This window comes from Carnobacteriaceae bacterium zg-C25 (assembly GCA_017945845.1).
Taxonomy (GTDB): Bacteria; Bacillota; Bacilli; order Lactobacillales; family Aerococcaceae; genus WM01.
Genome location: CP072828.1, coordinates 117,584 through 143,323, shown reverse-complemented (window position 1 = coordinate 143,323; position 25,740 = coordinate 117,584). Strand labels below are relative to the sequence as shown.

General features: G+C 37.8%; 22 protein-coding genes. 5 read left to right on the top strand and 17 right to left on the bottom strand.

The features are described 5' to 3' along the window. Positions 1-16: 16 nt before the first annotated feature. From J7S27_00735 to tkt, 3 genes are all read right to left on the bottom strand, one after another. Positions 17-1,480, bottom strand: coding sequence for a TrkH family potassium uptake protein (locus J7S27_00735; GenBank protein QTU83082.1), 1,464 nt, complete (start codon positions 1,478-1,480; stop codon positions 17-19). A gap of 12 nt (positions 1,481-1,492) precedes the next feature. Beyond that, positions 1,493-2,848 carry a Trk system potassium transporter TrkA gene (trkA, locus tag J7S27_00730; GenBank protein QTU83081.1) on the bottom strand — a complete coding sequence of 452 codons (1,356 nt, stop codon included), beginning with the start codon at positions 2,846-2,848 and terminating at the stop codon, positions 1,493-1,495. A gap of 206 nt (positions 2,849-3,054) precedes the next feature. Beyond that, positions 3,055-5,031 (bottom strand): transketolase, encoded by a 1,977-nt coding sequence (gene tkt / locus J7S27_00725; GenBank protein ID QTU83080.1) that lies wholly within the window; start codon positions 5,029-5,031, stop codon positions 3,055-3,057. Between the two features lie 188 nt (positions 5,032-5,219). Here tkt and J7S27_00720 point away from each other — a divergent pair, with 188 nt between their 5' ends. Further along, positions 5,220-6,488, top strand: a complete 1,269-nt coding sequence (locus tag J7S27_00720; GenBank protein ID QTU83079.1) for a replication-associated recombination protein A — start codon at positions 5,220-5,222, stop codon at positions 6,486-6,488. A 74-nt stretch (positions 6,489-6,562) separates the two neighbouring features. Then, positions 6,563-9,064 carry a penicillin-binding protein gene (locus tag J7S27_00715; GenBank protein QTU83078.1) on the top strand — a complete coding sequence of 834 codons (2,502 nt, stop codon included), beginning with the start codon at positions 6,563-6,565 and terminating at the stop codon, positions 9,062-9,064. Between the two features lie 185 nt (positions 9,065-9,249). On the opposite strand, the gene J7S27_00710 is transcribed toward J7S27_00715, so the two are convergent. The 9 genes from J7S27_00710 to J7S27_00670 are packed head-to-tail and all read right to left on the bottom strand — an operon-like array spanning position 9,250 to position 18,081. Beyond that, complete coding sequence (locus J7S27_00710; GenBank protein ID QTU83077.1) at positions 9,250-10,539, bottom strand: WG repeat-containing protein; 1,290 nt, start codon at positions 10,537-10,539, stop codon at positions 9,250-9,252. Beyond that, positions 10,536-11,135, bottom strand: coding sequence for a prepilin peptidase (locus tag J7S27_00705; GenBank protein ID QTU83076.1), 600 nt, complete (start codon positions 11,133-11,135; stop codon positions 10,536-10,538). The genes J7S27_00710 and J7S27_00705 overlap by 4 nt, the downstream gene beginning before the upstream one ends. An 11-nt stretch (positions 11,136-11,146) precedes the next feature. Further along, positions 11,147-11,335: a hypothetical protein gene (locus J7S27_00700; GenBank protein ID QTU83075.1), complete on the bottom strand. Its 189-nt coding sequence runs from the start codon at positions 11,333-11,335 to the stop codon at positions 11,147-11,149. A gap of 13 nt (positions 11,336-11,348) precedes the next feature. Continuing rightward, a complete protein-coding gene (locus J7S27_00695; GenBank protein QTU83074.1) occupies positions 11,349-12,203 on the bottom strand; it encodes a type II secretion system F family protein in 855 nt (284 codons plus the stop codon). A gap of 4 nt (positions 12,204-12,207) precedes the next feature. Continuing rightward, a complete protein-coding gene (locus J7S27_00690) occupies positions 12,208-12,963 on the bottom strand; it encodes a hypothetical protein (GenBank protein ID QTU83073.1) in 756 nt (251 codons plus the stop codon). Beyond that, positions 12,947-14,095, bottom strand: coding sequence for a CpaF family protein (locus J7S27_00685; protein ID QTU83072.1), 1,149 nt, complete (start codon positions 14,093-14,095; stop codon positions 12,947-12,949). Before J7S27_00685 ends, J7S27_00690 begins: the two co-directional genes overlap by 17 nt. Beyond that, entirely contained in the window at positions 14,096-14,737 is a 642-nt protein-coding gene (locus tag J7S27_00680) for a hypothetical protein (GenBank protein ID QTU83071.1), read from the bottom strand. A 32-nt stretch (positions 14,738-14,769) separates the two neighbouring features. Further along, positions 14,770-17,430 (bottom strand): hypothetical protein, encoded by a 2,661-nt coding sequence (locus J7S27_00675; GenBank protein ID QTU83070.1) that lies wholly within the window; start codon positions 17,428-17,430, stop codon positions 14,770-14,772. Beyond that, positions 17,431-18,081: a hypothetical protein gene (locus J7S27_00670; protein ID QTU83069.1), complete on the bottom strand. Its 651-nt coding sequence runs from the start codon at positions 18,079-18,081 to the stop codon at positions 17,431-17,433. A 151-nt stretch (positions 18,082-18,232) separates the two neighbouring features. On the opposite strand from J7S27_00670, the gene J7S27_00665 reads away from it, so the two are divergent. Further along, on the top strand, positions 18,233-18,445 hold the full coding sequence (locus J7S27_00665; GenBank protein QTU83068.1) for a DNA-dependent RNA polymerase auxiliary subunit epsilon family protein: 213 nt from the start codon (positions 18,233-18,235) through the stop codon (positions 18,443-18,445). Position 18,446: 1 nt separating this feature from the next. Continuing rightward, on the top strand, positions 18,447-20,123 hold the full coding sequence (locus J7S27_00660) for a ribonuclease J (protein QTU83067.1): 1,677 nt from the start codon (positions 18,447-18,449) through the stop codon (positions 20,121-20,123). A 180-nt stretch (positions 20,124-20,303) separates the two neighbouring features. Here the strand turns inward: J7S27_00660 and J7S27_00655 are convergent, their stop codons facing one another. From J7S27_00655 to J7S27_00635, 5 genes are all read right to left on the bottom strand, one after another. Then, complete coding sequence (locus J7S27_00655) at positions 20,304-20,708, bottom strand: PTS sugar transporter subunit IIA (GenBank protein ID QTU83066.1); 405 nt, start codon at positions 20,706-20,708, stop codon at positions 20,304-20,306. Between the two features lie 113 nt (positions 20,709-20,821). Then, entirely contained in the window at positions 20,822-21,640 is an 819-nt protein-coding gene (locus J7S27_00650; protein ID QTU83065.1) for a PTS system mannose/fructose/sorbose family transporter subunit IID, read from the bottom strand. Beyond that, positions 21,627-22,538 (bottom strand): PTS sugar transporter subunit IIC, encoded by a 912-nt coding sequence (locus tag J7S27_00645; GenBank protein QTU83589.1) that lies wholly within the window; start codon positions 22,536-22,538, stop codon positions 21,627-21,629. Before J7S27_00645 ends, J7S27_00650 begins: the two co-directional genes overlap by 14 nt. Before the next feature lie 52 nt (positions 22,539-22,590). Continuing rightward, on the bottom strand, positions 22,591-23,076 hold the full coding sequence (locus J7S27_00640; protein ID QTU83064.1) for a PTS system mannose/fructose/N-acetylgalactosamine-transporter subunit IIB: 486 nt from the start codon (positions 23,074-23,076) through the stop codon (positions 22,591-22,593). A gap of 16 nt (positions 23,077-23,092) precedes the next feature. Continuing rightward, a complete protein-coding gene (locus J7S27_00635) occupies positions 23,093-24,877 on the bottom strand; it encodes a beta-galactosidase (protein ID QTU83063.1) in 1,785 nt (594 codons plus the stop codon). Positions 24,878-25,009: 132 nt separating this feature from the next. On the opposite strand from J7S27_00635, the gene J7S27_00630 reads away from it, so the two are divergent. Then, positions 25,010-25,723, top strand: a complete 714-nt coding sequence (locus tag J7S27_00630) for a GntR family transcriptional regulator (GenBank protein QTU83062.1) — start codon at positions 25,010-25,012, stop codon at positions 25,721-25,723. The last annotated feature ends 17 nt before the right edge of the window (positions 25,724-25,740 follow it).

The window sequence follows — 25,740 nt, the reverse complement described above, 5'->3', positions numbered from 1 at the left end:
GTTTAGCTTTTTGATCTTATTTTTTTATAGCCAGCATCTTTTTAATGGTAGATGGTGCAAATAGAACAAACATCGGTAAAATTTCTAACCGTCCGGCTATCATACTTAACGATAGCACCAATTTATTCCAGTCTGAATAAAATGCAAAATTTTGAGTGGGTCCAACCGCATCTAATCCCGGACCGATATTGTTAAACGTTGTGGAAACAGATGAAAAGGCGGTCGTAAACGAATCCGCTTCAATCGACACACTTAATAACACGACAATAAAGCATAGGATATAGACTAACAAATAATTGGCAATACGTTGGCTATCTTTATCCGTAATGCGTTTGCCATTAAATGACGGACTCATCACACGGTGTGGGTGCCCCGTTTTAAACACTTCTACAACGGCACTCTTCATGTACATTACGACACGAGACACTTTAATACCGCCGGCAGTTGACCCTGCACACGCGCCGACAAACATGAGCAACAATATAATGGTTTTAGCAAACAAATTCCACTGATTAAAATCAGCAGTTGCATATCCAGTTGTCGTTACAATGGATGCTACTGTAAACAACACTTCCCGAAACGTTTGTTCAAAATGATGCGACGCTGGTGATAAACTCCACATAATTGCGATAACACTAGCCGCAACGATACCAATGTACCAGCGTAATTCTTCGTCATGAAATACGGCTTTAATGTGTTTAATTAAAATATAGTAGTATAAATTAAAGTTCACACCAAACACTAGCATACCGATGGCAATAGCGTATTCGACAAACACTGGGTTGCCGTACATCGCAAAGCCGGCACCACGGATAGCAAAGCCACCCGTTCCAGCCGTACCAAACGCTAATAGTGTAGCATCAAAAATCGGTACACCACCAAAAACGACTAAAATCATTGTGAAAATGGCAGTAAAGACTAAATAAATGATATACAAAATACGAACACTTTCACTCACTTTAGACACAATTTTCCCAAACGTTGGACCGGGCACTTCTGCACGCAGTAAATGCGCCGAATCTGATTGACTCGGCAAAATAGCCAGCGTAAACGCAAGCACACCCATCCCACCAACTAAATGCGTAAAGCTACGCCAAAATAGCGTACTATGCACCAATGTGTCAACACTGGACAAAATACTTGAGCCTGTCGTTGTAAATCCACTTGATGTTTCAAAAAATGCATCAACGATATGCGGAATATCGCCACTAAACACAAAGGGTAATGCACCAAAAAAAGATAGTAGTATCCAACCTAGCGCTACAATAACTGCACCTTCTCTGGCACGAAGCATCATTTTGGGTTGCTTATGACTCAATGCAAACCCAATACTTCCTGTAATCAAAATCGTCCATAAAAAACTCGTTACGTATGTCATTGATTCTTGATACAGTAACGCAACACTTAACGGCAACATTAAAAATCCCGCTTCTACCACTAGTAATCGCCCAATGACAAAAGCAATCATTCGTCTATTCATATTTTCCTCAATCTATTTTTCTAAAATATGTTCAATATCCGTAAAACCGGTATGTGTCGTCATGACAATCACTCTATCTTCCGGTTGCAACATATCTTGTCCATTCGGAAACATAATTTTCCCTTTACGAATGATACACGTAATGAGTACATTCTTTTTCAAAGACATTTGCTGTAACGACATATTCAACACTTGGCAATTATCAGCTACTTTAAAGAGTAATACTTCTACCTTGGCATCAGCAACACGATATAACGCTTCAATATTTGACCCTTGTGCATTGGCGCGCGAACGGACAAATTGAATAATTTCATTAGCGACTAACTGTTTTGGTGTCACAATGGTTTTTAACGCATGTGAATCAACAACTTTTAAAAGATTGACACGACTTAATTTAGTAATGACTTTTTTAACGCCTTGTTTAGAAGCGTATAACCCTAATATTAAGTTTTCTTCATCCACTCCAGTAAGGGCAATGAACGCATCGTATTCAGACAATCCTTGTTCTTGTAAAACATCTGGATTTGTTCCGTCAGAATGAATCACGCGAGCATGTTTATAATCGTGCGCTAAACATTCTGCTCGATTTTCATCTAACTCGATAACTTTTACTTCCATATGATTATGTTCTAATAGTGGTAATAAATAATGTGTAATTTTTCCACCACCAACTAACATCACCGATTTAATCAATCGATCAGGTTGCTTAATTTGTCGGTTAAATTTAGCTGTATCTTTAGATTGCCCCGCAAAATAAATTTTGTCACCATTCATTAAAACGTCGTTACCAGAAGGGATAAATACCTTTTCACCACGTTTAATGATACACACTAACACTGAACCAAATCGTTGACGAAAATCGTGTAAAGGCATATTCACCAAAATTGAATCGCTTTGTATCTCCATTTCAACTAGTGATACACGCGTATTGGCTAGTGGTTGCACACTTAGCGATGAGGCATATCTAACCGTACGTGCAATTTCACGAGCCGCGGATAATTCCGGATTAATCATTAGTGAAATACCTAACTGGGATTTCATAATTTCAAATTGTTGTGAGTATTCCGGGTTACGCACACGCGAAATAGTATGCTTTGCCCCTAATTTTTTTGCCAATGTACACGCAATAATATTAACTTCATCACTATCTGTTGTCGCAATAAAAATGTCGGCATATTCGACTGCAACTTCTTGTAACGTCGCCACATTCGCACCGTTACCAACTAATCCATTAACATCGTATTTGTTAATCAAATTGTCAATAACCATTTCATCTGTATCAACTAGCGTGACATTGTGATCGACTTGTGACAATTCTTGGCAAAGTGCTTCTCCGACTTTCCCAGCACCGACAATAATAATATTCATAATGATTCCCTCATCTACGTTATAATGTTGACATTTTACCACTATCAATCATTTAAAAAAAGCCTACCTATATATAATAAGCAGACTTTCTCATATCATTTTAATATTAAAAACGTTTTCTTGTTTCATGACGCATTTTGGCTGGTCGAAACGTAATGATGACACACTCATTACTGATAACAAAACATTAAACGTTAGTGTTTGATTTAAAATAGAGCTAATACTTTTTCGACAACATTTTCTACTGTGAAACCAAAGTATGGTAATAAATCACCCGCTGGTGCACTTTCGCCAAAACGGTCAATTCCTAGTACATCTCCATTTAAACCAACATATTTGTACCACGGCATTGTTGCACCCATTTCTAAAGCGAAACGTTTTGTTAATGCTGCAGGCAACACACTTTCTTTATAGTCAGCACTTTGTGCATCAAACATTTCAAAACATGGCATGGATACAACACGGACACCTTTACCTTGAGTTTCTAATGCTTTTGCGGCATCAATGGCTAATGATACTTCTGATCCACTTGCTAACAACACCACTTCTGGACTTTGTTCAGTTTCAAAAATAACGTATCCACCTTTAGAAACCCCTTCAAAAGAACTGTTTTCTAAAACAGGTAACGCTTGACGTGACAACACTAGCGCTGTTGGTGTATATGTCGATTTCATCGCTTCTAGCCACGCTGCTTGTGTTTCCACCGCATCCGCTGGGCGAATGACGTTCATGTTAGGCAAGCCACGTAGTGCTGCTAAATGTTCAATTGGTTCATGGGTTGGCCCATCTTCACCAACTGCAATACTGTCATGTGTTAAGACATAAGTAACTGGTAATTTTTGAATGGCTGCTAAACGCATGGCACCTTTTAAGTAGTCACTAAACACAAAGAATGTCCCACCGTAAATGCGTAATCCACCATGTAATGTTGCACCGTTTAAAATACAGCCCATCGCAAACTCACGTACACCAAATTGAATGTTACGTTGCGTACGATTAGCATCATCTTGCAATGTTTCACCTTTAATATAAGTCATATTAGAATGCGCAAGGTCTGCTGAACCCCCTAAAAATAGTGGTGATTTTGATGCAATTGCATTTAATGCATCTTGCGATGAATTACGTGTTGCTTGTTGGAAACCAACTTCGTAAGTCGGGAAATCTGCTGGTGTTAAATCAACTAAGAAATCGCCTTTAATGGCACGTGCTAATTCTTCAGCTAATTGCGGGAATGCCACTTGATAGTCATCAACTAACGCTACCCACTCGTCATAACTGTGTTTTCCACGTTGTACTACTTTTTCATCAAAGTCCGCATACACTTCTTCCGGAACAACAAACGGATCATATTCCCAACCTAACGCTTCGCGTGTTGGTTGCGTATTTTCTGCACCTAATGGTGCACCGTGAACAGCGTTTGTGCCTTGTTTTGGAGAACCAAATCCAATAATTGTTTTTACTTCAATCAATGATGGACGTGGGTCAGCTTTTGCATTTTCAATGGCTTGATGAATTGAAGCGACATCTTCACCATCTTCAACCAATTGTGTGTGCCAACCGTATGCATCGTAACGCGCACGGACATTTTCTGTTAAAGCGTCTTCTGTTTTTCCGTCTAAACAAATATCGTTTGAATCGTACAACACAACTAACTTACCTAATTTTTGTTGTGCAGCAAACGAAGATGCCTCAGCAGAAACACCTTCCATAAAATCGCCATCACCACAAATCGCATACGTATAGTGATCGACAACTGCATAGTTCGGTTGATTAAAATGTGCTGCTAAATAGCGCTCTGCTAACGCCATACCTACAGCCGTTGAAATCCCTTGACCTAACGGACCAGATGTTGCATCAACACCGCGTGTATACCCAAATTCTGGATGTCCCGGTGTTTTTGAATGCAATTGACGAAACTTTTTCAATTCATCAATTGTCACGTCTTCATGTTGTGTTAAATGCAATAGTGCATATAACAACGCTGACCCGTGTCCTGCTGATAAAACAAAACGGTCTCTATTAAACCATTCTGGAACAGATGGATTAATGTTCATGTGATTTGCATACAATGCATATGTCATCGGTGCTGCACCTAATACGATACCTGGATGGCCTGAATTTGCCTGATTAATTGCATCCACTCCTAAAAAACGAATGGCATTAACTGAATTTTTGTACGTCATTAAATTTCTCCTTGTTTATGAAAACTCATTATGCAGTCATTTTACCATAAACCAACAAGAAAACTCTACCTTTGCTTTTTGTGTTATTTACCCATTTCAAAAAATATCCATATTAAAGGTAGTCTGCACCTACTATTTCCGATTCATTATGGTACACTTAAGATAATTAAAATTTGGAGAAATTGATTATGATAAAACCTTTAGCTTTTCGTATGCGTCCAAAATCTATTGACGATATTGTCGGGCAATCACACTTAGTTGGACCGGGACAAATTATTCGTAGAATGGTCGATGCCAAACGATTATCGTCTATGATTTTATACGGGCCTCCCGGCATTGGAAAAACCAGTATTGCTAGCGCGATTGCTGGTTCAACACAATACGCTTTTAGAATATTAAATGCCGCAACGGACGCTAAAAAAGACTTAGAAGCGATTGTTGAAGAAACAAAAATTAGTGGAACGGTTATTTTGCTACTTGATGAAATTCATCGTTTAAATAAAACTAAACAAGATTTTTTATTGCCCCACATGGAAAAAGGTTCCATTATTTTAATTGGTGCAACAACTGAAAATCCGTATATCACAATAAATCCCGCAATTCGTTCACGCGCGCAAATTTTTGAGTTAAAACCGCTTCAACCAAATGATATTTCAAATGCTTTAGACCGTGCGCTAACTGATAAAACAAATGGACTAGGTGATTATCCAATCGATATCACACCAGAAGCAATAACACTCTTATCTACTGGTACAAACGGAGACTTGCGCAGTAGTTTAAATGCATTAGAATTAGCCACCTTATCGACAGAAAGAAATCGTGATGGTCGTATCGTTTTGACCCATCACATTATGGAATCGTGTTTACAACGTAAATACTTTTCACACGATAAAAATGGCGATTCACATTACGATACCATTTCGGCATTCCAAAAATCAATTCGCGGTAGTGATGTTGATGCCAGTTTGCATTATTTGGCACGATTAATTGAAGCAGGCGATTTGCCCACAATCATTCGTCGATTACTCGTGATTGCATATGAAGATATCGGGCTAGCCAACCCAAGCGCTGCAGAGCGTACATTTATTGCTACACAAGTAGCCGAACGCGTCGGGTTTCCGGAAGCGCGCATTCCTTTAGCAAATGCCGTTATTGAACTGGCATTATCACCAAAATCCAATTCTGCCATCATGGCAATTGATGACGCGTTAAACGATATTCGTTCTGGTCGTTTTGGAGATATTCCCGACCATCTAAAAGACACGCATTATTCGGGTGCTAGTCAATTGAATCGTGGCGTGGATTATTTATATCCTCACGCTTTTGATGGACATTGGGTAAAACAAGATTACTTGCCAGAAGCATTGCGACAAAAACGTTACTATAAACCTGTTCATACCGGAAAATATGAGCATGCCTTGAGTTTACAACTGGAAAAATACAACAACAAAGTATAAATCTACACAAAGCATGGCTCTTACGGGTAATTTTTGCTATAATTCAAATCAGAAAGGACGAGGTTATCGCATTTATGAACGAGTTTTTAAAAAAATGTCAGCATTTTTTTGCAACATTATTTACCTCACAACGACAATCGTTATTTAACATTGTTTATTTAGTGGGTAAAAAATTATTTGCGTTGTTATTAATTTTATTTGCATTGTTAAGCGTACTAGGTGTGGGTATCGGAATCGGGTATTTCGCTAACGTGATTGCCAAAACAGAAATCCCTTCACAAGCAAGCATGAAAGCAAAAATTGGAACATTAAATCAATCTTCATCTCTGTTATATGCAAACGGCGAAACGATTGCAGCGGTACAGACGGATTTAACACGAAAAATTGTGACATCTGACGCTATTTCACCGTACGTCAAAAAAGGGTTAATCGCAACGGAAGATAATTTATTTTACGAACATAGCGGAATTGTACCGAAATCGGTATTTCGTGCTATGTTACAAGAAGTAGCTGGCTCCGACACTCAAACTGGTGGATCTACCATTACACAACAATTGGTTAAGCAACAGTTACTATCTAACGAAGTCACCTTCGCACGTAAAGCAAAAGAAATGTTGCTAGCACTACGTTTAGAAAAATATTTTACAAAAGATGAAATTTTAACAGCTTATTTAAACGTATCACCATTTGGGCGCAATAATTCTGGACAAAATATTGCCGGAATTCAAGCGGCTGCAGAAGGTGTATTCGGCAAAAATGCTAGTGATTTATCGTTACCACAAGCCGCCTTTTTAGTTGGGTTACCACAATCTCCTTATGCGTATACACCTTATTTAAATACAGGAGAGAAAAAAGAACAGTTTAACGCTGGGATTAAACGTATGCAAATTGTATTGGACGCTATGTTGCGCGACGGATACATTACACAAGAAGAACATGATCAAGCGTATCATTACGACATTAGCGCAGACTTTTTACCAACCGTTAATCGATCACAAAGTCATCAATCTTATTTATACCAAGCGGTTCATCGTGAAGCTGTTATCATTTTAATGAAGCAACAAATTAAAGCAGAAGGTAAAAAATGGGAAGACATTGACAATCCAAAAGACAATTACGCTGCGTACAACGCCTATTATCAAAAAGCCAGCAACTTATTAGCATCGGCAGGTTATCGTGTTTATTCAACTATCGATAAAAACATTTACCACAACATTCAAGATGCTGCGACTCAAAACGCTTATTTAATTGGCCCAACGTACCAATCTACTTATACAGATAATGCGACTGGACAAACGGTTACAATGGAAGAACCACCTCAAACAGGGGTATCCATTATCGAAAATGAAACAGGAAAAATTTTAGGCTTTGTCGGCGGAACAAATTTTGGCGTAACACAAGTTGACCACGCCTTTACAACACAACGTTCGCCGGGTTCAACGATTAAACCGTTATTAGTGTACGCTCCTGCTATTGAATTGAAAGTAGCCTATCCATCTACTGTATTAGCGGACTTTCCTATCAATAAAACACAAGGTGATGGGTCTGTGTGGCGTCCAACTAACGCGACCGGAACAACGTCAAACACATTTGTTACCGCACGTCACGCGCTACAAATGTCAATGAACAACCCAACGATTAATTTATATTCTGCGGTATTGGCAACGGGTGTTAATCCGGGGGACTACATGCAAAAAATGGGCGTTGATTCTATACCACAAAATGAGTATTTAAACTTGGCTGCTGCCGTAGGTGGTTTTACATACGGACCAACCGTTACCCAACAAACGAGTGCTTTTACAACGTTTGCCAATGACGGGGTACATAAAAATGCTTACTTAATTGAAAAAATTGAAGATGCTGAAGGTAACGTCGTTTACGCACATACACCACAAGAAACACGTGTATTCTCAGAAGGAACCGCGTATATGACGCGTTCAATGCTCTTTGATTCTGTCAACGGCGGAACAACAACCTACATTAAACAGCACGTCAACTTTAATTTAGGTCAAATATTCGGAAAAACAGGAACATCAGACGACAATCAAGACGTTTGGGTTATCGCTTCAACCCCTAAAGTGACTATTGGACAATGGATGGGTTGGGACAATAACGGAAATCAAAAACATTTCCTACAAACATACGATGGTAACGGCCCGTATTGGACACGAACACAAAAATATTGGGCATCTATCGCCAACGCTATACACGCTGTTCGTCCTGACTTATTTACAGGCACATTTAGCCCACAACCAGCAACGGTTGTCCAATCAAGTGTGTTAAGATCAACCGGAACATTACCGGGTGAAACAGTATTACCAAATAACTTAAAAGTATCTGTAACTGGTGAAATGGTAAGCGACTTATTTTTCAGTGACTTTACAGGCGCTCCATTAAATTACAGATTCTCACCTGGGGCAAACGATACGGACTTGAATAGTTTCTGGAATACGATTATTAGACAACAACAAACACCAGCACCTACTCAACCATCGACACAACCACAAAACCAACAAGGTGCTCAAAACAATCAACCAAATCGACAACAAACGAATGCACCTGCAACACGACCTTAATTGTAGGTGCATCATAAATCAATCTATATTAAATGGTGTTGGTAATTTCGGCTCTATGTCAAATAGGGTTGATGCTCATAAAGGTAGTAATTTAACAGATGTTAAGTCCCTACCTGTTCATTTTAAAGATTTGCTAAAAGGCATGTCAGTTTTGCTAAACTGGCACGCCTTTTTGACGTCTACACTCAATCATTTTTTATGTCATTTAACTTAATAAAATAGTGTGAACCATCGGTATCTTCAACGCGGATAATACCACTTTTATGAATTGGCGACACACTACGGGCATCTAACACTTTACCAAACTCAAATTTTTCCGACATAACCACCCATTGTGTATCATTTATTTTAACCAACGCTTTTTGATTCATAAATGCACGGGCATCTTGATAACGTTTTGCATTTATTATCTGCCCATTAAGGTCAATAAATCCCCAACCGTCTTTAAATTGTACAGTGGTCGGTTCGTTACTGATGAAACGTTGTACATTTAAAAATGATTCATTAGACACTGAATCTCCTTTTTCATTTAATAACTGCCATTTTTGATTTTGTTTTGCCCAAATAACGCCAAACGCATTAATCACTTTATCGCCATCCATACGTATATCATCATATAAAGCGTCAGATAGTTTTTCAAAATTTCGATTGATTAATCGCCATTTTCCTTCGTGCTTTACCGCAGCAACGCCATTATAAAAACTTGTAGCATCTTCATAAATAAATGGCGTTAACTCATTCATATGATAATCAATAAATCCATATTTCCCATCTCTTTTCGCAAACGCTCGATTATCACTTTGGAATCCAACAACTTCATACACAACATCTGACACACTTCGTTTATAGCCATTTTCATCAACATAGAAACCTACACCATTTTTTTGTGCCGCAAAAAAGCCTGTATCTTGACTACAATTGGATAAACGATCAAATTCAGCTTCAGCGTAAACGTCTAAATGACTATCCATAATGCCGTAACGATTCCCCTTTTTAAAAACCGAAAACCCATTTTTCTCATCAAACACGTCATCAGCCGGGATAAACGTACGCTCAAACCCTAATCGGTATTCACGCAATTCGACAACATCTTCATTCGGAAACGCTTCTTGATAGCGCGACAATGTCGCTAAATATTTTTTAGGATAATCCCCTTTATACCACGACAACAAACGGGTATACGCACGTTTATCTTGAGGAAATTGCTCAATGACACTTTCATAAATCGCAATGGCTTCATCACTTTGACGGAGTCCCTCATATGCTTTTGCTTTTTGCAATAACCACTCTACAGACACTTCGCCTTTATATCCATCAATCAATTCCAGCGCGTCAACGAATAACTCTTTATCCATTTTTCTTTGTAATTCGACAGTTAGCTGTTCTTGGGTAGGTGGTGTTGGATCTTTTTGAAAATAAAGTGCCATTGCTAAAACAATCGGTAGCGACAAAATAACGTACGCTTTCTTTTTCATAATGTAAACCCTCCTAAAAATATTAGGCTATGACTGAACACAACACCAAACGACAAACAGACAAAAGGTGCCATTGGCAACGACACATTCAAATGATCGCGCTTGATTAAAAAACGAATCGTTCCAATAATGCAAATGCATGCACACGACAGCAATAACACAACTGTAGAATGCCACAATCCAATATACCCGCCAATCACACTCATTAACTTAACATCTCCAGCACCAAAACCATTTTTTAACAATTTATGCAATAGTCCTAGACCCGCTAACCAAACTATCGCACTTACGACACTATATTGAATGACCGATGTATCTTGCAAACACAAAACAATGCGATTAATGAGCAAAAACAATAAAAATGTATTTGGAATACGCTGCATTTTATAATCAATTATCGCAATATAACACAACCCACCCAGTAAAACACTACAATTATACTGTTGCACTGAAGATAAAGCAGTTGCAAACAACGGAACACACATCACTAAACACACGCTCACTAATCGAAGTAACAGCCAATTTTTAGACATTCCGTAACGTCGATACAATATTTCAAAAATTAATAATTGACTACCTATAACGAATACACTCATTTTCCCCTCGTTTACTGCGTCACTTTAGGCGTAGATTTTGTACCGGTATCTGCCCATTTCGTCAACGCTTTCATAATATTTTGTGCTGCGGTTGTAATACCATCTTTAAAAATAACAGCAACGACTAACACAATAACAATAATGACGATAATTGAAACCATATTGGAATCGCCCCGCTCATCTAGAAAAAACTGTTTCATTGACTCACCCCCTTTACGTTAAAAATCCATTAATGAATAGTGGTAACATCATCAAAATAATAATGCCTAAAAAAATTAAACCCGATGGTAAAAGTAATTGTGTTGCTGCGTTTTGCGCTCGTTTAATCACCCGTGTTTTTTCTTTAGTCCAATTGATTTGTGACATTTCAAAAAATAAACGACTCATTTCAGCGCTCCCTTTTTGTTGTGTCTGCATCAATAAATTAATCATTCGCTTAATATCCGTATCGTCACATCGACTTGAAAAATCAGCAAGTGCTTGAATCAGTGGTGTCCCATATTGAATCGCAGAAAGACATTTTTTCATTTCGTCATATAGTACACCTGATTTAGAAAACGCCACTTTTTCAAAAGCGTCCATAATCGTATGCCCCGCACTCACGAGCAAGACAAATTGAAATAGGACTTGTGGCAAATCCTGTACCATGGCTAATTGTTGTTTTTCGTATTTTAGACGTATGCGGTAACGCTCGTTATAAATCAGTAAACCTAATAGCACACCACATAAAACACTAATACCGGGATAAAAAAGAGCAATCACAGCAACGATAGGTACGCCTAACACAAAAAGTGAAACTTGTTTAATAAACACAATATAGTTGACCGCCTGCCCGCTACCATCTTGAAAAACAATATTGCCAAATCGAATAAACGGTATAGACCATGTGGTATCATACGGCAATTTAAATTTTTTAGTGATGACACTACCGATGTATAACGAGTTGATTCGAAAAGGTAATTGATATTTTTCAATGAATTGTTGTTCATATTCTAGTGTCACATCGCTTTTATAGACACAATAAACAACAAGTAGTTCCCAACACAAAATAAATAGTACCACACCCATACCATCACCGTATTCTTTCTACAATTCGTTTTGCACTGACATATCCACTAATAAACAACCCAACAGCAATCGTTCGTACAATCCATTCAGTTGGACTTAACACCGATGGCGTTTGACTTAAACCAAACCATTCCATCATCACTAACAATACGTAAGGCATCGCTAGCAAAATCATCACTTGTTGTTTTTGCTCATGGATAATCGTTAAAATATCTAATTCAATGGCAATTTTTTTCGTGATGAGTTCTTTACTTTGTAACATGAGCGATCTTAAATCGCCTCCTCGACGATAAACGCTGTTAAAAACATCAACAAAATCATGAATTTCAACGGGATTGACTTGTTGTGCAAAGTGTAAAAGCAACTCTTCCACACCGTATCCATGTTCCAAACCAGAAACAATGGTACAAACTTCTTGATAAACCAATGACGTCTTGGGGTGTTGATACAATAAATCAATTTCAGCACCTTTAAAGCTCTCTAATGTATTTTTACCGACCGCGTATGAATTAAATAGTGAATCTAATAAATCGTTAAATTGAAACAACACTAATCGGTCATGCTTTTTATTTAAATATTGTCTATAATAAACAACACCATACACCACTCCCACAACAGCGCTAATCACGCTCAACAATAGTTGCTTATAAACAATATCCATCATCATGTAAAAAATACTGCCACCAACTATTCCGCCAGTTAAATAGTGTTGCCACGTTAATGTCACGCTAGCGTATCCCTTTTTATTTTTGCTTATCACCTTTCTTCCCCCTTTGACGTTCATATAGACATTCCATTTGAACGTTATCATGATGTAACCCAACAATGCGGTGGATGGATTGCACCGCACGCTTACCATTTTCAATCCGTTCTAAATGCACAATAAAATGAATACTTGCAGCTATTTGTTGTCGAATGGCTTTTAACGGCAAATTGTCACTCGCCATTAAAACCATCATTTCCAAACGAGAAATGACATCTTTTGCACTATTGGCGTGAATCGTTGACATAGACCCTGCATGCCCTGTGTTCATGGCTTGTAACATATCTACCGCTTCACTCCCACGAACCTCACCGACAATTATTCGTTCCGGGCGCATACGCAAAGCGGTTTTAATTAAATCTCGAATAGTCAATTTACCCACTTTGGCACTGTTGTCATTTCGGGTTTCTAATACTACTAAATTCTCTTTTCCAATGAGTTGTAATTCTGCAGAGTCTTCAATCGTCACAACTCTTTCTTTTTTCGGAATAAACTGCGATAGAGCATTCAAAAAAGTCGTTTTCCCCGTACCCGTCCCACCACTAATTAACAAATTTTGCTTTTGACGCACCGCACGTTTTAAAAAATGGGACATCTCTTCATCTAAAGCACCCATGGCTTGTAATTTATCCATGGTCAACGGATCTTTTGCAAATTTACGAATCGTTACCACAGGTCCAATCACACTAATCGGAGATAAGACGACGTTCACACGAGATCCATCCAAAAGCCGTGTATCGACAATGGGATTGGCGTAATTCACTTCACGACCCGATTGATTGACAATTTTTTGAATGACATCATTCAACTGTTCAACGCTGTCAAACGATAAATTTGTCTTTTGTAAACACCCATTTTTTTCAATGAAAATCAAATTATACCGATTGATCATAATTTCGGTAATATCATCATCTTTGAGTAACTCATCAATAATGCCGTAGCCACGCAATTGATGATACAGCTGTGTAACGATTGTCTTTTTTTCAAACGGGTCAATTAATATGGCATGTAAGTTCGCCATACGCTCAACGGTTTCCATCAACACATTTTGTAATTGCGTATCGGTATAATGACTTAAATCACCCAATAAAAGTAATTGCGATTTCACTAACTCTACTAATTTCTCCATTTATTTATCTCCCGTTCGAACTTTTAAGGTAACACTCGACTTAATGGTATGATGGTAATTAAACTGATGATAGTACATTCCTCGCAAGCGGTAAGCTATTTCAAAAGTTACATACATATCATGCGGATTCACGTTGCTGGAATTTGATTTCGTATGCAACCATGACCCTGCAAACGATATACCGTCCAAACCACCTAAAACACCCATATTTTTTAAAAATTGATTTTTAGCACGATCGCTATTCCCCGGAATATACCGTTTAAACAAATATTTAGCGACAGCTTGTGTCAAATACCGATTATTTTTCATGGATAATAACCCATTCAGCATGTTGTCATCGGTAATTTCGACAACGCCATCAATCTTTTCACGTTCAAACCCCCGCAACGCTTCTAGGTTAACTTTCCCTTGCTGCACGCCATTAACAAACATCAGCGCATAATTGATGGTATCGGTAACTTCAGATACCAATTCGTTTTGTTGTGTTTTTGTCAGCACATACGCATATTGTGCCCCCTCACGTGTTGACTGATATAACACATGATGTAAATACGCCTCCGTCTTTAAAGTAAATGCCGTTGTTGCAACAGCAAAAAATATAAAGACACTCATTAATAGACCAAAGGCGGCTTCGATTGTCATAATGCCCTGTTCTCGTGAACGATTGTACATTTTCAGTACCCCAATATAGTTGTTGTGTGATAATTATGTTTAAACGCCTCGATGACAAATGTATCGACCTGATACGTTGACGTCATTTCAAAAACAGTATGAAATTGCGTTAAATTTAACTTTGTGTTTTGACCAATTAAATCAACCATTCGCTTATATAACGGCGACTGTGGATTAGAAATCAATTCAAACAATACAAAAATTTTTAAATATTCCGTATACGTTAACCCAAGTGCTACATTTGTTGTCTGAAACGAATTTGTTTGAAATGGTTTGCTCGTTTCGCCTAAAAAGCGTTGTGTGATGCCCTTTAGTTTTTCTTTTGCACCATCTCCCACTCGATGTGTTTGTTGCCGTACAATCGACAATACATTCTCTTTATAGCCATTCGCTTTATCCTGTACAAATGCACGTATCGGTTGCGTCACACGATTTAAATATTCCCGAATAACATTTTGCAAAGCATTTCCAATGGATTGATTCCCATTTTTAATCGATTTTTCAACTAACTGAACATACGAAGCGCGTAAATCGTGCATATTTTCTTTTAATAAAATGACTAAATTATGAATCGCACCTAACGTTTCATGCTTTTCAACACTTTGTATTAAGCGTGTTTCTAACGATGCAAAACCTTCATCAATTTTTTCTTTTAGTGCATTGTCTGCTTGATTGAGTGTTGTTAATTGTGCTGTAACTAAATCTTGTAACGGTCGCTCAATTTGTTGTGAGAGTGTATTTAAAATGGCATTTTCTTGTTGTGTTATCCAATCATCCACTCGCTTAACCACCTTTTTTTCAACCTCGTCAACACCACCTTCAAACCAATCCAAAACATTTTCTTCAACTGTATCGACGGTACGATTTAACTGTTGCGTAATCGTATCTGATGCAAACGACAATAACCCGTTAGCCACTTGTGACGGTTGCATTTTGAAAGTAGTTGGTGTTTTCACTAACGCTACACGTTGACCTTTCAACAATAAATACTCATCCATTTGTGTTTCTGCTAGCGCAACTAAAACATGCAAAAACACTTCTAACCCCTTAGCAAACGGCCCTGCGATTAAACTACTTGAAAATAGCAACGCCCGTAATTCCGCACTTGTATACGTATACGCTAAATTAAATACAAATCGAATGAGCTTAATGCGCCGTAACGCTTCTTGAACATTATCTTGCGGCGTATCTTTACCAAACAGTAAATACTCCACTTCTACACCCCGCGTTAATGACCCGACCGCATTTAACGGAACGCCATTCAATAACGTTTGCTTGGTTAGTGGCGTATGTGCCCCTTGTCGATCTAAATAATTGGTAAACATTTCTGTAATGTATTCACATACCAATAATTCATTGATTACATTGGCAAATGTATCGCCCACGGAATTAGCTTGTGTAAAAAAAGACGTTACGCCTTGAATACGATTTAAAGCATCCGTAAATACGTTGTTTTGATTCGGTAATACTTCTTGTACATTGTTGTTTATCGCTCCACTTTGCCCATTTGGCGTCTTCATATTTTGCGTTTGTAGCGGTGTTGTAGCGGATTGATACACTTGTTTAACGCTTTGAATTAACGATACCGATGACGTATCTTCTTTAACATGACGAACTAACTGTAAAAACGCAACATTTTTTGATAAGTTTCGTTTCGTAATCGCCACTTCTTTTTTTACGGATACGTGTGTTGTCACTTTTTGTTGCCCATTCGTTTGGTTAATATGCGTTACATCTGGTCGCTCTACGACATCAAGTTGTTCCAACAAAGTTTGGTGCGACTTGACGGCATCTATTTCATGCTTAATGCTATTGCGCAATTCTGTCACAAGCATGTGCTCTACCTTTATTTTTTGAATGGCTTCGCTTGCCTTTTCCAATTCCGTTTGATACCGACTCATTTGCAATCGTGCCTGTTGCACCAGCTCTTTTGCATTTTCTTTCCCATCTAATTTTGTGACGAGCTCATTTGCACTTTCAACATCAAAAAAGGCTAGGTTGGTAATATACTCATTTAATTTTTGCAAACGGGGTTGTAAAGCATATAATTTTTTTAACGTATCTACCTGTTCTTTATCTTCTTGAAGCTGTTTTTCACGTGATTTTGTCGGCTTATCCTGCCCTTTCAACACACCAATCTTTTCCAATAAATTTTCTGCCATACTCATTGGTCCGCGATATTTCATATATTCAACAATTTGATATTTTAAAATATCCGCATTGTATAGCGTACTATTGGATACGGGTTGGATTTCTGGTTTTTGCAATACACGAATACCATTTAAATTCGTCATACTGCTTGATGATTTTCGTCGCGTCTGTGCATCCCATAACGCTTTATCAATCACACCATTTTGAATATAACCATTGGCTAACGTTTGTATCTGTGTATTGGATAAACTCCCACGCACACTTTGTAAATAATGCGTTAATAATTCCTCTTCCATTTGTGGTGTCATCTTAGTTGCATAAAGGCCATATATCCGTTTTAAATCAGCGTTATAATGCGCTAATATATTTTCCAATGTCACATCATTCGCGATACCAACAGTTTGTTTAGCAAAAATGACACGACTACCATCTACACACACCATCGCTAGCAGAAGCAACGGCAGTAGCACATACATCATCATAACGCTCACTAAACCTGTTTCCTTTTTCATTTAACGCACCTGAATTTTTCGCAACACCCTGTTCAATCGTTGCAACAATCCTTTCACATGATCTAACGATTTCATCGGAGAAAACCGCTTTTGAATAACTTCACCCGCTAAATCCACTTGGTTTACAAAATCATTAACCGCCAATATCGGTGCCGTAACTTCAAAGTGGCTATCTAATTGCACATTTGGCGACACATGATTCCAAACATTCAACGCATAATCAACTTGCGCACGCACCATTTTTCGTATTAACTTTTTAGTCGATACTTCCACGTGTATATTCAGCGCGTTCAATTTCCCAATAGCATCCTTTTGGATGCCTGTGGTTGCGGTATTGATGCTTTGATACGGTTGTGGTGGCTGACTAAATATAAAGCGGTACGGTCTTGGTTGGCGATAAAGCGCAATGTAATCACTGCCTTTTAATGTTGTATCTATCTGATTATTGTGAGAAACAGCCGTCAAATAATCACTTTTATCAAACGTTTTCGCATACGCATCTATTGCGCGATTGGTGTGATAATACATTTGATTTTTTTGTAAAATAATCGTACTGGATAATACGAACAGCAATAAACATAGCATGACCGCCTGCATGACCAGTCCGCTTTCTAACACCAACACCGCCCCAGATTCATCTCTCCACTTCACGCATCTTCCCCCTTTTCTATAACATAGCCCAAAAGTCTTCAAAGCAAACAAAAATTTTAAAATAGATTTTACCCTTTTTTTGTGATACTATGGATATGATACGTATGTATTTAAAATTCAAAAAAATATAAAAATATAAAGGAGATTATTTATGATTTTTAAAGTGACTTATCAAGAAACAAAATCACAAGCGCCACGTCGCGAAAATACAAAAACGCTTTACATCGAAGCACCATCTCGTGTAGAAGCACGTGAACAAATCGAAAAAAACACACCGTATAACATTGAATTTATTCAAGAATTAGAAGGAAAGCATCTTGCATACGAACAACAAAGTGCTGACTTTGCATTAACGGAGTTCTAGTATGAAAGTCAATTTACAAAATAACGAAACTGGAGTTTTTGCGTTAGGCGGGCTTGGTGAAATCGGGAAAAATATGTACGGGGTACAATTTCAAGATGAAATCATCGTGATTGATTGCGGTGTTAAATTCCCCGAAGAACATCTACTCGGTATTGACTATGTCATTCCAGATTATAGTTACCTTGTAGAAAATCAACACAAAATCAAAGCACTTGTTATTACACACGGACATGAAGACCATATCGGTAGCATTCCCTTTTTATTACGCGAATTGAACATTCCAATTTATGCAGGACCTTTAGCGCTTGCACTCATTCGTAACAAATTGGAAGAACACGGATTACTACGCGATGCCGTTTTACATGAAATTAATGAAGATAGTGTGTTAAAATTCCGTAAAACAACGGTAACTTTTTATTTAACCACACACTCCATACCAGAAGCGTATGGTGTTATCATTAAAACACCGTCAGGTAATATTGTCTCAACAGGAGATTTCAAGTTTGATTTTACGCCAGTCGGAAAACCAGCTGATCTACATAAAATGGCGAAAATTGGTAGCGAAGGTGTTCTTTTATTACTCGGCGACAGCACTAACTCAGAAGTATCTGGTTTTACAAAATCAGAAAAAGAAGTCGGCAATGCGATTCGTGATATTATTAAAAAAATTGATGGACGTATTATTTTTGCAACGTTCGCCTCAAACATTTCACGTTTACAACAAGCCGTTCAAGTAGCGTTAGAAACTAATCGTAAAATTGCCGTATTTGGTCGTAGTATGGAATCTGCTTTTAAAACGGGTCGTGAATTAGGCTACATTACCGCACCGGATGATACCTTTATTGAAGGACGCGAATTAAATGCGTATCCTTCCGATCAAGTGATTATTATGTGTACCGGTTCGCAAGGTGAGCCAATGGCAGCGCTAAGTCGTATCGCCAACGGCACACATCGCCAAATTGCGATTCAACCTGGAGATACCGTTATCTTTTCAAGTTCTCCAATTCCCGGCAATACAACAAGCGTGAATAAAGTAATTAACTTATTGTACGCAGCAGGAGCCAATGTTATCCACGGTAAACTAAATAACATTCATACATCTGGTCACGGTAGTCGACAAGAACAGATGTTAATGTTACGCCTATTAAAACCTAAATACTTTATGCCGGTACACGGCGAGTTCCGTATGCAAAAATTACACGCTCAAACCGCGGAACAAGTGGGTATTCCAATCGAAAATAGCTTCATTTTAGAAAATGGAGAAATGTTAGCCGTTACTGCAAACTCTGCACGTAAAGCAGGACGATTCATCGCCAACGATATTTACGTTGACGGAAAAGGCATCGGTGATATCGGCAACATCGTCTTACGTGAACGCCGTATTTTATCAGAAGAAGGTTTAGTCATCGCCGTTGCTACAGTTGACATGGGAAATCGCACCTTATTAGCAGGCCCTGAAATTTTATCACGCGGTTTTGTCTACATGAAAGAATCTAGCGAACTCATCAACGATGCACAAACAATCGTTCGTGACGCTATTTTGGATGTGTTGAAAACTGCCGATACATTAACGGAAAAAATGATTAAAGATACGATTAGCACAACCTTACAACCATTTTTATACGAACATACAGAGCGTCGCCCAATCGTTACACCAATGATTGTAGCGCTGCCATAACACGTATTTTTGACTCTGTGTCAAATAAGGTTGATGCCTCGATTCTATAAATTTGGGCTATACTTTGGCTGTATAACTTTTAGGGTTGATGGCATATGCCATCAACCCTAATTTCATTTGAAAACGCAAAAAGGCTATCGATTCTTAACGAATCAATAGCCTTTTTTGTCAGTATATTAATTATTCATCATCTTCGTCGTCATCAGAAAATAGTATCGCATTTACATGTTGAATATTTTCAATAGCTTTTTGTGCTAAGTTATCATTTGAACCTACCCAAGCATTATTTAAAAATGCAATGACCATAGGCATATTCATACCCGCATATAAATCGAATTGATGACCTTCCATTAATAGACGAGATGCCACGTTACATGGTGTTCCGCCCATTAAATCTGCTAAAACAACAAAATCTTCTAATTCAGCAATTTCTGCTTCTAATTTGGCACGAAATTCTTCTGGACCATCTTCTTGTAATAACGCTACTGAATGGATAATATCTTGCGGTCCCATAATCATTTCTGTTGATTTTTTTAATTCGTGACAAAACGTACCATGACTAATTAAAACAACGTGTTGTGACATGAAAAATCTCCTTTAACGCATAAGGTGCCATGAATTGTCACAGCACCTCATACACTTTATTTTTTAATTGTTATGATTGCGTATCACCATAAAATACGATGATATATTTATCATTACATACCTAATACAAATTTACCTAATGCAGATGCTCCAAGAGCTATTAAGATAATGATACCGATAGCTTTTGTAGAGTTCATACCGCGACGGCCTAATAACCAGAATACAAATCCAGTAAAGATAGCTGGTACTAAACGTGGGAAAATTGTATTAAAGATTTCTTGGATATTGATTTCTTTTTCACCAATTTTTGGTGCCCAAGAAATTTGGAAGTTAATCAATGTTGCGATTAACGCACCCATCATGAATACCCCAAGAACAGATGCTGCATCAATGATAGCTGTTAAAGTATCACGCATTGTTGTGATTAATTTAACCCCTTCACGATGTGCAAACTCTAACTGTTTCCAACGGAAAATGTTATAAGCTACTGATACTGCGATCCATAAGAAAATACCCCATGGTTCTTTTGATTCAACGGCCATTGTTGCAGCAACTGTACCCATAATCGCTGGTACAAGAGAACCAAAGATTGTGTCCCCTAATGGTGCAAATGGTCCCATTAAACCTGTTTTAATACCTTTAACCGCTTCTTTAGAATCTACACCTTCTTTTTCTTCTAACGCCAAGTCAAAACCTGTGATTAATGTGTGGAAGAATGGAGATGTATTAAAGAATTGTGTATGTAATTCCATCATTTCTTTTAATTCTGGTGTACCGTCACCATACATTTTACGTAATTGCGGTAAAATCATGTATAAGTAACCAGATGCTTGCATACGTTCGTAGTTCCAACCTAATTGGTAAGTGAATAAACTACGTTTATTAATTTGATTAAAATCTTGTTTTGTTAATTTGTAATTAGAATTCATCATCTTCAATTTCCCCGCTTTCTACGTTAGATGCTGGTGCTGCCACAACTGTACGGCGAGCGTTTTGATAATGTAATACCGCTAATAAAATACCGATAATTGCAATACCAATCATTGATAATGATTGGAAATTATTAGTAAAGGCAATTGCAGCTTTTTCTTCAAGACCTTTATTAACAACTCCAACTAATTTACCTACTGCACCACCTAAAGCTTGTACGTTCCCATATAATACAGTTAACATCGCTGTTAATCCGAAACCTGCAGCTAAGTAGTGTAAGTTACGTTTAACTGGTAATGTGTGTAATAAGATAGCAAACCCTAGACCTGGTAACATACGTCCTGCTAATACTAAACCGTCTGCTAACCATTGGTATTGTGCAATACCGTCTACAACTGTTTTAACAAACTCTCCACCTAAAGCTAAGGCTAAGAATACTGGTAAAGCACGAGATAATCCCCAAGGAATTGCACCTAATAAGTAGTTACGTTCGATTGCTTTATAGTCGAAACGTTCAATCGCAGCATCGATACGGTGAGCGAAGAATGTTGTTGAGAAACGACCAGCAATATCTGTATAAACTAATAATGCCGCTACGGGTACCGCAATTGTTGAAATTGCAATATCTGCACTTAATCCTTGTGAAACTGCGAATGCTGTTGCTAAAACCGCACCTGATGTTGCGTCGATACGAGAAGCCCCACCGAATGTACCTACACCAAGTACAACCAATTGTAAGTTACCACCGATGTATAGACCTGTTTGCATATCCCCCATCACAAGACCTGTGATAAAACCTGCGAACACTGGTGAACCAGCAGATGAAACAATCGTTAACTCATCACAAATTTGGTAGAATGAGTACAACGTTAATAATAATATTTGCCACCATTGCATAATAGTGATCCTCCTATAATAATTTTGTAATAATAAATAATTACCAAAAATAATGTTATCTTACACTTGAAAGCAATTGTAAGAAATCTTTCGGTGCGTCATTTGGCACCATTTGTGCAGTCAATTTAACACCTTTAGCGTTTAATGCATCAAACGCTTCAATATCAGCATCAACTACATTAATTGAACGTGTCACAGAACGTGTTTCAGATGTTTGTGACATATTTCCAACGTTTAATAATTCTAATGGAACGCCTGCTTCTACTAAACGTAAGAAACGATCTGGATAGCGCGCTACAATAAATAAACGTTGAGAGTCATATTTACCTGCTAAAATGTTTTCTGCTGCTTTTGCTACTGGAAGTACGCTTAATTTTACTCCAGGTGGGCAAGCTAGCTTCAACCCTTGTTTTTCAACATCGTTTTCTGCCACATTGTCATCGATAACCATGATACGACTAACTTGTAATTTTGAAGACCATAAGTTAGCTACTTGACCGTGAATTAAACGTCCGTCGATACGTGCACCAACAATTGTCATAGATTTTTTCTCCTTTTTATTTATTTTCGCCAGTTACGGCAATTAAAACATGTTCATTTTGAGTTTGTAACGTGTTTTGACCTTGACCTTCAACGTCAAAAACGACAATCTCGTTGTGCCCTACATTTAAAAATGCTTTTGGCACATATAACGATCCAATTGGACCAACATTCCAATATCTCCCAACATTGATACCATTCACAAAAGTAATCCCTTTGCCAAATGTAGATAAATCTAAAAATGTATCTTCTGCTTCATCAAGCGTTAAATCATATTGATAAAACGTTGGTCGATTTGGTTTTGCAACTTTCGTATAATCAACAGTTGGACATTTTGTCCATTCAAATGTGTATTGTTCCCAATTTGTCATAAAATGTAAATCGGCACACACACCTGTTCTAATCCCTTTATGTTGTGTATTCGCTAATAATTTATGGCCGTAATTTACACGTCCCATATTTTCCACTAAAATATCAATTTGATTCACATCTTGTGTTAAATCAGCGAATATATCTTCCCCTATTTCCATCTGATATTGAGTAGCAAGCAATTCCCCATTTACAAAAAACTGTAAATAATCACTACCGTCAATCACACGGTATCTTTCCCTATTTGCATCTTTTTCCGCTTTTGTGCGATACAACGTGTAACCAATATTTTGTCCTAAAGCCTCCATCGTTTGCGGATACAAACTATTTGCCGGATGCCCTAACGTATGTAACGTGTCAAATAAATTAACACTGTTTTTCAACTCAGCTTGCGAACGCATTGTTTTTTTCACCAACGGTTCCATTGTCGGATACTGTGGGAAATGTTCGTTCATCATCTTTTGCACGGCGTAATATTTTGGTGTTGGATTACCTTGCTCATTTAAAAGTGCGTCGTAATCATATGACGTAATTTGGTGCAAATCCAACCGTCCTCTTGCCGAACAGCCGTTCATAAATCCAAAGTTTGTTCCCCCATGAAACATGTATAGATTTACACTGCCTCGTTGCAAAGCCTCCAATACAGACTGCGCTAAGTCTTCGCCATCACGTTTAATAATCGGTTCATTCCAGCGATTAAACCAACCGTCCCAAAATTCCATACACATGAGTGGCCATTTTTTGCCATGCTCATCAAAGAATTTTTGCATGTTGTCAAAATTGTCGTTTGCTCGCGAACCAAAGTTTCCCGTAACCAGCACATCATCTTCAATCAAACTACCGCTTCGTAACGTTGCACGCCACGGTCCATCCGATGTGAATAACGGCATTGTTATCCCTTTTTCTTCCATCATCTGTTTGATTGCTCTTAAATACGCTTTATCTTCGCCGTACGAACCGTATTCATTTTCAACTTGGAACATGAGTATGTTGCCACCTTCATGTAGTTGATGTTTCACCAATCGTGGCAATAATTCATCAAAATATTGATTGACAGTATTTAAAAATTTTGGATCACTTGAGCGTATGCGCATGTTTTTTTCATTGAGCAACCACGCTGGCAAGCCACCAAATTCCCATTCAGAACAAATAAATGGTGATGGTCTAACAATAGCATACAGTCCTAATGATTTTGCCGTTTCCAAAAACGCCTCAATATTTAGCATTCCCGAAAAATCGAACTGCCCCTTTTTAAATTCGTGCAAATTCCACGGCACATACGTTTCAACCGTATTAAAGCCAAGTGCTTTTAAGTTATATAACGAATGATACCAATCCTCACTTGGCACGCGGAAATAATGAATGGCTCCAGAAAGAATTTTGAACGGTTTGCCATTAAGATAAAACTGATCAGATACTCTGAATTCTTCCATAACCTCCCCCTTGTAAAAGCGTTGAAAGCGCTTAACTTATATTAATATAATAACCTATGTATTTTTGCTTGTCAATAGCTTTTTTTTGACTTATTATAATATAAATAAAGTTTTAAAAAGGAGGTGTAACCTATGAAAATACCGAAGTATTTACAAATCAAATTTGATTTACAAAAGCAAATCCAATCTGGTCAGTTCGAAAGCGGTGACCGTTTTTATACCGAAGCGGAAATCATCAAAAAATATTCCGTTAGTTCCATTACAGCGATTCGTGCATTAAACGAATTAACGCAAGACGGTTATATCGTTCGTCATCAAGGTAAAGGTTCTTTTGTATCCCGTGCAAGAAAAAACAAACTTGTTCAATTTTCTGATATTGAGAAATTCACATTGAATAAAGAGACCGTTGAGGTACTTGCCATTACAAAAGAACAGCAACCAAACTACGTCAAAAAATTAGAACTTCACGAAGACGCGTCGTATTATCACGTTGAGCGCCTACGTCGCCAAGACAATGAACCTTTCTTATATCAAAATACGTACTTGGCACCTAAATATGTCAAACACGATATTTCCGATTTAGACGCTTTTGCATCCATCTATCGCCGTTTTCGATTAGACTTTGATATTCATATGAACGATGAGTATTCAATTGAAACGAACGAAATTGTTTTTCCAGTTCCTGAACAGGTTAAAAATCATTTACAGTTAAAAGATACCGAACCGGCCATCTTACAAATTAAAAAGACTATTTCTCGTTCTGATAACTCCGTCTTAGAATATATCGAGTCTTATAAGCATTGGAATTACTATAAAATAGAAATCGTTTCTAACGCGAACGGTTAATCTATCTATCCGCCACG

Bases quoted from the DNA above. Each gene is read 5' to 3' on its own strand.
- J7S27_00735 (QTU83082.1), bottom strand. From the start codon at position 1,480: ATGAATAGACGAATGATTGCTTTTGTCATTGGGCGATTACTAGTGGTA.
- trkA (QTU83081.1), bottom strand. From the start codon at position 2,848: ATGAATATTATTATTGTCGGTGCTGGGAAAGTCGGAGAAGCACTTTGC.
- tkt (QTU83080.1), bottom strand. From the start codon at position 5,031: ATGACGTACAAAAATTCAGTTAATGCCATTCGTTTTTTAGGAGTGGAT.
- J7S27_00720 (QTU83079.1), top strand. From the start codon at position 5,220: ATGATAAAACCTTTAGCTTTTCGTATGCGTCCAAAATCTATTGACGAT.
- J7S27_00715 (QTU83078.1), top strand. From the start codon at position 6,563: ATGAACGAGTTTTTAAAAAAATGTCAGCATTTTTTTGCAACATTATTT.
- J7S27_00710 (QTU83077.1), bottom strand. From the start codon at position 10,539: ATGAAAAAGAAAGCGTACGTTATTTTGTCGCTACCGATTGTTTTAGCA.
- J7S27_00705 (QTU83076.1), bottom strand. From the start codon at position 11,135: ATGAGTGTATTCGTTATAGGTAGTCAATTATTAATTTTTGAAATATTG.
- J7S27_00700 (QTU83075.1), bottom strand. From the start codon at position 11,335: ATGAAACAGTTTTTTCTAGATGAGCGGGGCGATTCCAATATGGTTTCA.
- J7S27_00695 (QTU83074.1), bottom strand. From the start codon at position 12,203: ATGGGTGTGGTACTATTTATTTTGTGTTGGGAACTACTTGTTGTTTAT.
- J7S27_00685 (QTU83072.1), bottom strand. From the start codon at position 14,095: ATGGAGAAATTAGTAGAGTTAGTGAAATCGCAATTACTTTTATTGGGT.
- J7S27_00680 (QTU83071.1), bottom strand. From the start codon at position 14,737: ATGACAATCGAAGCCGCCTTTGGTCTATTAATGAGTGTCTTTATATTT.
- J7S27_00675 (QTU83070.1), bottom strand. From the start codon at position 17,430: ATGAAAAAGGAAACAGGTTTAGTGAGCGTTATGATGATGTATGTGCTA.
- J7S27_00665 (QTU83068.1), top strand. From the start codon at position 18,233: ATGATTTTTAAAGTGACTTATCAAGAAACAAAATCACAAGCGCCACGT.
- J7S27_00660 (QTU83067.1), top strand. From the start codon at position 18,447: ATGAAAGTCAATTTACAAAATAACGAAACTGGAGTTTTTGCGTTAGGC.
- J7S27_00655 (QTU83066.1), bottom strand. From the start codon at position 20,708: ATGTCACAACACGTTGTTTTAATTAGTCATGGTACGTTTTGTCACGAA.
- J7S27_00650 (QTU83065.1), bottom strand. From the start codon at position 21,640: ATGATGAATTCTAATTACAAATTAACAAAACAAGATTTTAATCAAATT.
- J7S27_00640 (QTU83064.1), bottom strand. From the start codon at position 23,076: ATGACAATTGTTGGTGCACGTATCGACGGACGTTTAATTCACGGTCAA.
- J7S27_00635 (QTU83063.1), bottom strand. From the start codon at position 24,877: ATGGAAGAATTCAGAGTATCTGATCAGTTTTATCTTAATGGCAAACCG.
- J7S27_00630 (QTU83062.1), top strand. From the start codon at position 25,010: ATGAAAATACCGAAGTATTTACAAATCAAATTTGATTTACAAAAGCAA.